This is a genomic window from Clostridia bacterium, from assembly GCA_019683875.1.
GTDB lineage: Bacteria > Bacillota > Sulfobacillia > RBS10-35 > Bu92 > Bu92.
Map to the genome: position 1 here is coordinate 1 of JADGHN010000098.1, position 6,748 is coordinate 6,748.

Genomic DNA, 6,748 nt, shown 5'->3' on the forward strand with positions numbered 1-6,748 from the left:
GCGACGGGCGGAAGGGCGGGCGGCGCCGCGCCGCTGCGTCGGCCGTGCCGCCCGCGCGCCCGTCGCCCGCTTCGCCGCGCGCCGTCGCGTCAGTGCGCGACCATCGCGCCCTCGCCCGAGGCCTTGTACGCCAGCACGGCGGCGACGAACGCCCGGAACAGCGGGTGCGGACGGTTGGGGCGGGAGCGCAGCTCCGGGTGGAACTGCGTGCCGAGGAACCAAGGGTGCCGGTCCTGCGGCAGCTCCATGATCTCCACGAGGTTGCCGCCGCGCCAGATGCCGCTGGGGTGCAGCCCGGCGCGGACGAAATCGTCCCGGTAGCGGTTGTTGAACTCGAAGCGGTGGCGGTGGCGCTCCACCACGGACGGCTGCCCGTACGCAGCGCGGGCGAGGCTGCCCGGCTCCAGCTCGCACTCGTAGCCGCCGAGGCGCATCGTGCCGCCGGTGTTGACGAGCCCCTCCTGGCTGGGCATCAGGTCGATGACGGGGTGGCTTGTCCGCGGGTTGAACTCCGTGCTGTTGGCGTCCTCCCAGCCCAGCACGTGGCGGGCGAACTCGATCACGGCCACCTGCATGCCGAGGCAGAGGCCGAAGTACGGCACGCCGTTCTCCCGCGCGTAGCGGGCGGCGCGGATCTTGCCCTCGATGCCGCGGTCGCCGAAGCCGCCGGGCACGAGCACGCCGTGGACCCCGTCGAGGAGTTCCGGGGCGCCGGCCTTTTCGACGTCCTCCGCGTGCACCCAGCGGATGTCCACGCGCGCGTCGTTCGCGGCGCCGGCGTGGACGAGGGCCTCCACGACGCTCATGTACGCGTCGTGCAGGGCCACGTACTTGCCGACGATCGCGATCTCCGCGCGGCGCGAGGGGTGCTTGATGGCGTGGACGATGCGGCGCCACGAGTCCAGGCCCTCCGCGCGCGGGGCGGCGCCGTTGGCGCTCGAGCCGGCCTCCGCGCGCCGGGCGGGGTCCTCCAGGCCCAGGCGCTCGAGGATGAGCTCGCCCACGCCCTGCGCCTCCAGCGCCAGGGGGACCTCGTAGATCGTGTCCACGTCGACGTTCTCGATGACCGCCTCCGGCTCCACGTCGCAGAAGAGGGCGATCTTCTCCCGCATGTCGGCCGGCAGCGGCTTCTCGCTGCGGCAGATGATGATGTCCGGCTGGATGCCGATGCTGCGCAGCTCCTTGACGCTGTGTTGGGTGGGCTTCGTCTTCTGCTCGCCGGCCGCTTCGATGTACGGCACCAGCGTGACGTGGATGTAGACGACGCCCTGGCGGCCCATGTCGTGCTTCATCTGGCGGATCGCTTCGAGGTAGGGCAGGCTTTCGATGTCGCCGACCGTGCCGCCCACTTCGGCGATGACGATCTCCGCGCCCGAGGACTCCGCCACGCGCCGGATGCGGCGCTTGATCTCGTTCGTGATGTGCGGGATGACCTGCACCGTGCCGCCCAGGTACTCGCCGCGGCGCTCCTTCTCGATCACGGAGAGGTAGACCTGGCCCGTGGTGATGTTGTGGTCGCGGGTGAGGTTCTCGTCGATGAACCGCTCGTAGTGGCCGAGATCGAGGTCCGTCTCCGCGCCGTCCTCGGTGACGAACACCTCGCCGTGCTGGAGAGGGCTCATGGTGCCGGGGTCGACGTTGATGTAGGGGTCGATCTTCTGGATGGCGACCCGGTAGCCGCGGCTTTTCAGGATGCGCCCGATGGACGCGGCCGTGATCCCCTTGCCGAGTGCGGAAACGACGCCGCCCGTGACGAAGATGAATTTGGCCAAGGTGTGCTCCTCCGATCCATCGGTGCGGCGGCAATAAAAAATTCTAGAGATCGCCAGCGATCACTAGAATTCTGCCACCAAGAGGGGCCACGCAAAGCCTGATGCAGGATTTCGTGGGCGTACGCGCGCTCGCGAAAACGGAGCGCCCACGTCCATTCTAGGGTTGGCCGCAGCGGCGGTCAACGGCGCGGTCGACAGGAAGCGGGTGGTGTCGTCGCGCAATAACCTGAATGGATATGGAGGGAGCCGCCCGTTGACCGACGCCTTCTGGTTTCGTCTCTGGCACCTGTTTCTCGCGTTCGCGGCCTCCGGCATGCTCGGGTTCGGCGGAGGGCCCGGCGTCGTCCCCTTCATCAAGGATCAGGTCGTGGACCGCCACCATTGGCTGACGGACTCCGGCTTCGCCGACGCGCTCGCGTTCGGCAACGCCCTGCCGGGCCCCATCGCGACGAAGCTGGCGGCCTACATCGGGTACAAGGTGGCCGGGGTGGCCGGGTCGGCGGCGGCGCTGCTCGGCGCCTTCGGGCCGACCGCCATCGCCATGATCGCCCTCTTCCGCGTGTACCAGCTGTACAAGGACACGCCGTACGTGGCCGGCGCGCTCACGGCCGTCAAGCCGGTCGTCGTCGTGCTGCTCGTGCAGGTCGCCTACGACATCGGGTTGAAGTCGTTCCCCAGCAGCTGGACCTGGATCATCGGCGCGGCGAGCGCCGTGCTCCTGTTCTTCCTGAATGTGAACCCGGCGTTCGTGATCGCCGGCGCACTGGCGCTGGGGGCGATCCTGCGGCTGTAGGCGGCCCGGTTGCCGGCGGCCCGGGTTCCGCGGTTCCGCGGCACACCGCCGCGCGCGGCACAGGGCGATGGAACGGATGCGGCCCCGCCGGCGAGACGGCCGGCGGGGCCGTGGAGCAAGCGGCGGCTGTCGATGGGCGCCGTGTGTCGCCGCGGGGGATGCGACGGCGCCCAGCCGCCAAGTCCGGCTATTTGAAGATGCTGAGCGGCAGGAAGGCGGAGACGAGCCAGTTGGGCGCGTCGACGATCTCGCTGATGCGCAGGTCCACGGCCACGCTGGCGAGCGCGTACGCCTCCTCGCGGCTCAACCCGTACTCCTCCTGCAGGTGCTCGATCTGGTAGCGCACGGCCTTGCGCGCCGCCTCGTACACGTCCGGCGCGAAGCCCGTCGTCACGTAATAGCCTTTCGGATCGGTCTCCGGTTTTCCGGCCGGCACCACGTAGCGGGGTTCGGCCAGGTTCCTGCCCTTGTGCAGCCGGAAGCGCAGCGCGATGGTCATCGGCGCCTCGATGGCCGTGCCGCAGACTTCGCCGTCGCCCTGCGCGGCGTGGGTGTCGCCCACGGAGAAGAGGGCCCCGTCCACCCAGACCGGCAGGTAGAGGCGCGTCCCGCGCGTCAGGTGGCGGATGTCCATGTTGCCGCCGTTCTGGCGCGGCGGGACGATGGAATGCGTGCCGGGTTCGGGCAGCGCGACCCCGATGGTGCCGGGGAACGGCCGGATCGGGATCTCGATGCCGTCGGCGAACTCCGCGCGCCCCTTGGAGAGATCCCAGATCTTCAGGTATGGGTCGGGAAACTCGTCCGCGAGGAGCCCGAAGCCGGGGATGATCGCCGTCCAGCCCCAGGAGACGGGGCCGAAGTCGACGATCTCCACCTCCAAGGCGTCGCCCGGCTGCGCACCCTTGACGTAGACCGGGCCCGAGACCGGGTTCACCTTGCCGAAATCGAGCGTGGCGACGTCATCCCGGGTGGAGCGCGGCGAGAGCTGGCCACCGGAGGCGTCGACCACCTCGAACTCCACGAGGGCGCCCGGCTCCACCTCCAGAGCCGGCTCCAGGGAATTGTCCCAGCCGAAGTGGTGCTGGTGCTGATGGATCGTGTGCCTGTGCTCCGCCATGTCCATCGACCTCCTTGACGTTCGCGGACGTGCGCGTCCGCAGGTTCACGCGTTGAGGCGGATGCGCGGGTCGAGCAGCGCCTGGACGATGTCCACGAGGATGCTGCTCAGGACGACGAGCACGGCGGTGAACGTCACCGTGCCCAGGATGAGCGGCACGTCGTCCATGAGAATGGCGTCGACGGCCATCCGGCCGATGCCGGGCCAGCCGAAGACCATCTCCACCACGACGACGCCGCCCACGAACCACGGAATGTCCTGCCCGGCCATGGTCACGATCGGGTTCAGGGCGTTGCGCACCACGTGCCGCGCGACGACGATCCAGCCGGGCAGGCCCTTCGCCCGCGCCGTGCGGACGTAGTCCGCGTCCAGCACGTTCAGCGTGCTGGAGCGCGCCATGCGCGCGTACCAGCCGACGCCGCCCAGGCCGGCCGTCAGCGCGGGCAGGATCAGGTGCGAGAGCCCGCCCGCGCCGCCGAGCGGGAACCAGCCGAGCTTGAACGCGAAGACGTAGAGGAACAGGAGGCCCAGCCAGAAGGGCGGCGAGGACACCCCGATCAGCGCCGCGAGCGTGCTGAGCCCGTCCACCCACGTGTTCTTGCGCAGGGCGGCGAGCACCCCCAGCGGCACGCCCAGCGCCAGCTCCACGAGGATCGCGGCGAAGATGAGCTCGAGGGTATAGGGCAGCCGGCTGAGGATCGCCTGCGTGACGGGCATCTGCAGCTTGTACGAGTAGCCGAGGTCGCCCTGCAGCACCCGCTCCACGTAGCGGCCGTACTGCACCCAAAGCGGCTGGTCGAGCCCCATCTGGTGCCGGATGCGCGCCACCGCCTCGACGGACGCGTTCGGACCGGCGTACATGCGCGCCGGGTCGGTCGGCAGGAAGTAGATCATGGCGAACGTGATCACCGAGATGCCGGCGATCACCGTGAGCGCCATCAGCAGGCGTCGAACGAGGTACGTGGCCACGACGTCACCTCTTCTGCCGCGGGTCCAGCGCGTCGCGCAGACCGTCGCCCAAGAGATTGAAGCTGAGCACCGTCAGCATGATCGCGAGCCCGGGGTAGACGATCAGCCACGGCGCCGTGCGGTAGAAGTTCTGGCCCTGCTGGATCATGCCGCCCCAGCTCGGCGTCGGCGGCTGCACGCCGATGCCGAGGAAGCTCAGGCTGGCCTCGAGCATCACGTTCGTCGCGATGCCCAGGCTGCCCCACACGATGGCCGTGGGGATCAGGTGCGGCAGGATGTGCCGGAGAAGGATCGTCGGCGTGGAGGCGCCCAGGCTGCGGGCCGCCTGGACGAACTCGGCCTCCCGCAGCACGCGCACCTCGCCGTACACCACGCGCGCGATCCATGTCCAGTACACGGCGCCGATGACGAAGATGATGACCCACAGGCTGGGCTTGAGGATCGCCACCAGCGCCACGGCCAGGAGCAGCGTGGGAAACGCCATCACGATGTCGGTGATGCGCATGAGAACGTCGCCGGTGCGGCCGCCGACGTAGCCGGCGACCGACCCGACGAGCAACCCGACGCCCACCGCGATGGCGTTCGCGAGCACGCCGACGGTCATCGACACGCGCGCGCCCCAGATGATGCGGCTGAGCAGGTCCCGCCCCAACTGGTCCGTGCCCAGGATGAACTTCGTGCTTTGCGGCAGTGTGCTCGGCACGGGAAGCCCCTGGGCCGTGAGGCCGTCGGAGAACTGCTCGGCGGGATCGTGGGGCGCGAGCACGGGCGCGAACACGGCCACGAGCACCAGCAGCAGCGCGATCACGCCGCCGGCCAGCGCGAAGCGGTTGCGGGCGAAGCGCCGCCATGCCGCGCGCCATTGCGTCGCCACCGGGCAGATCACCTCGCTTTCGAGCCGTCCGCGGGCCGCGCCGGAACGCGCGGACGCGCGGGGACCGGCCGGCGGCCGATCCCCGCGCGGAACGCCCGCCTACTTCTTGTCGAGATTCTCGTAGCGGATCGTGTGCTCCGGGTGGGCGAAGTCGTTAACCTTGCCCACGAGCCGATCCGAGTGGGCGATGATGTACTGGCCGTTGTAGACCGGCACCCACACGGCGTCGTCCATCAGCTTCCGGTAGATCTCCCTGTACATCTGGAGCCGCGCCTCGCGGTCCGTCATGCCGATGGCCTGCTTCGCCTTGGCGTCGACCTCCTTGTTGCAGTACCACGCCCAGTTCCAGCCGCCCGGCACCGCGGAGCCGCACCCGAGGATGGGCGAGTAGAAGTCGTCCGGATCCGGGTAGTCCTGGATCCACGCCAGGCCGCCGGACCACATGAGCGGCACCTTGCCCTCGGTTCCGCCGTCCGCGATCATCGTGCCGGCCTCAAGCGTCTTGAGGTTCAGCTTGATCCCGATCTTCGCCAGGTCCTGCTGGAACGACTCGCAGAGCTTCGGCTGCGGGTCGACGTCCAGGCACTCCATCGTCGTTTCGAAGCCGTTTGGATAGCCGGCCTCCGCCAGAAGCTGCTTCGCCTTCTCCGGGTCGTACGGGTAGCCCTGGTAGTCCTTGTCGTAGCCCGGCATGAGCGGCGGCAGAATCTGGTTCGCCACGGTGCCCTGGCCGCCGAGCAGCTTGATGATCCGCTCCTTGTCGATGGCCATGTTCAGCGCCTGGCGCACGCGCACGTCGTCGAACGGCTTCACCCGGGTGTTGATCGCGATGTAGATGGTGCTGACCTGCGGCGCCCGCGTGATGCGGTCCTTCCAGGCCGGGTCGTTCAGCACGCGCGCGAGCTCCGCGGTCGGGATCGGGTCGCCCATCATGTCGATCTCGCCCTTTTCCAGCTGCAGAAGCGCCACGGACGGCTCGACGCCGACCCGGATCACGACGCGGTCAAGCTTCGGCGTGCCCGGCTTGAAGTAGTCCGGGTTCTTCTCGAACACCAGCCGCTGGCCGGGCGTCCACTCCTTCAGCACGAAGGGGCCCGTGCCCACCGGATGGTGGCCGAAGTCGTCGCCCCACTTCTGGACCTCCTCCTTCGGCACGATGAACGCGAAGTTCAGCGCCATCTTGTTGCCGAAGGTGACGTCCGGCGCGGAGAGCTTGAACTGGA

6 protein-coding genes are annotated in these 6,748 nt (G+C 69.2%); 1 reads left to right on the plus strand and 5 read right to left on the minus strand.

From position 1 onward, the window contains the following. Positions 1-89 precede the first annotated feature (89 nt). On the minus strand, positions 90-1,772 hold the full coding sequence (locus IRZ18_07805) for a CTP synthase (GenBank protein ID MBX5477007.1): 1,683 nt from the start codon (positions 1,770-1,772) through the stop codon (positions 90-92). Between the two features lie 313 nt (positions 1,773-2,085). On the opposite strand from IRZ18_07805, the gene IRZ18_07810 reads away from it, so the two are divergent. Continuing rightward, complete coding sequence (locus tag IRZ18_07810) at positions 2,086-2,565, plus strand: chromate transporter (GenBank protein ID MBX5477008.1); 480 nt, start codon at positions 2,086-2,088, stop codon at positions 2,563-2,565. Between the two features lie 187 nt (positions 2,566-2,752). On the opposite strand, the gene IRZ18_07815 is transcribed toward IRZ18_07810, so the two are convergent. From IRZ18_07815 to IRZ18_07830, 4 genes are all read right to left on the minus strand, one after another. Then, positions 2,753-3,682 (minus strand): acetamidase/formamidase family protein, encoded by a 930-nt coding sequence (locus tag IRZ18_07815; protein ID MBX5477009.1) that lies wholly within the window; start codon positions 3,680-3,682, stop codon positions 2,753-2,755. 45 nt (positions 3,683-3,727) lie between these two features. Next, on the minus strand, positions 3,728-4,651 hold the full coding sequence (locus IRZ18_07820; GenBank protein ID MBX5477010.1) for an ABC transporter permease: 924 nt from the start codon (positions 4,649-4,651) through the stop codon (positions 3,728-3,730). A gap of 4 nt (positions 4,652-4,655) precedes the next feature. Continuing rightward, positions 4,656-5,525, minus strand: coding sequence for an ABC transporter permease (locus IRZ18_07825; protein ID MBX5477011.1), 870 nt, complete (start codon positions 5,523-5,525; stop codon positions 4,656-4,658). A gap of 99 nt (positions 5,526-5,624) precedes the next feature. After that, a partial coding sequence (locus tag IRZ18_07830; protein MBX5477012.1) for an ABC transporter substrate-binding protein occupies positions 5,625-6,748 on the minus strand: 1,124 nt, incomplete at its 5' end.

Coding starts and splice junctions, on each gene's coding strand:
- IRZ18_07810 (MBX5477008.1), top strand. CDS start 2,086: ATGCTCGGGTTCGGCGGAGGGCCCGGCGTCGTCCCCTTCATCAAGGAT.
- IRZ18_07815 (MBX5477009.1), bottom strand. CDS start 3,682: ATGGCGGAGCACAGGCACACGATCCATCAGCACCAGCACCACTTCGGC.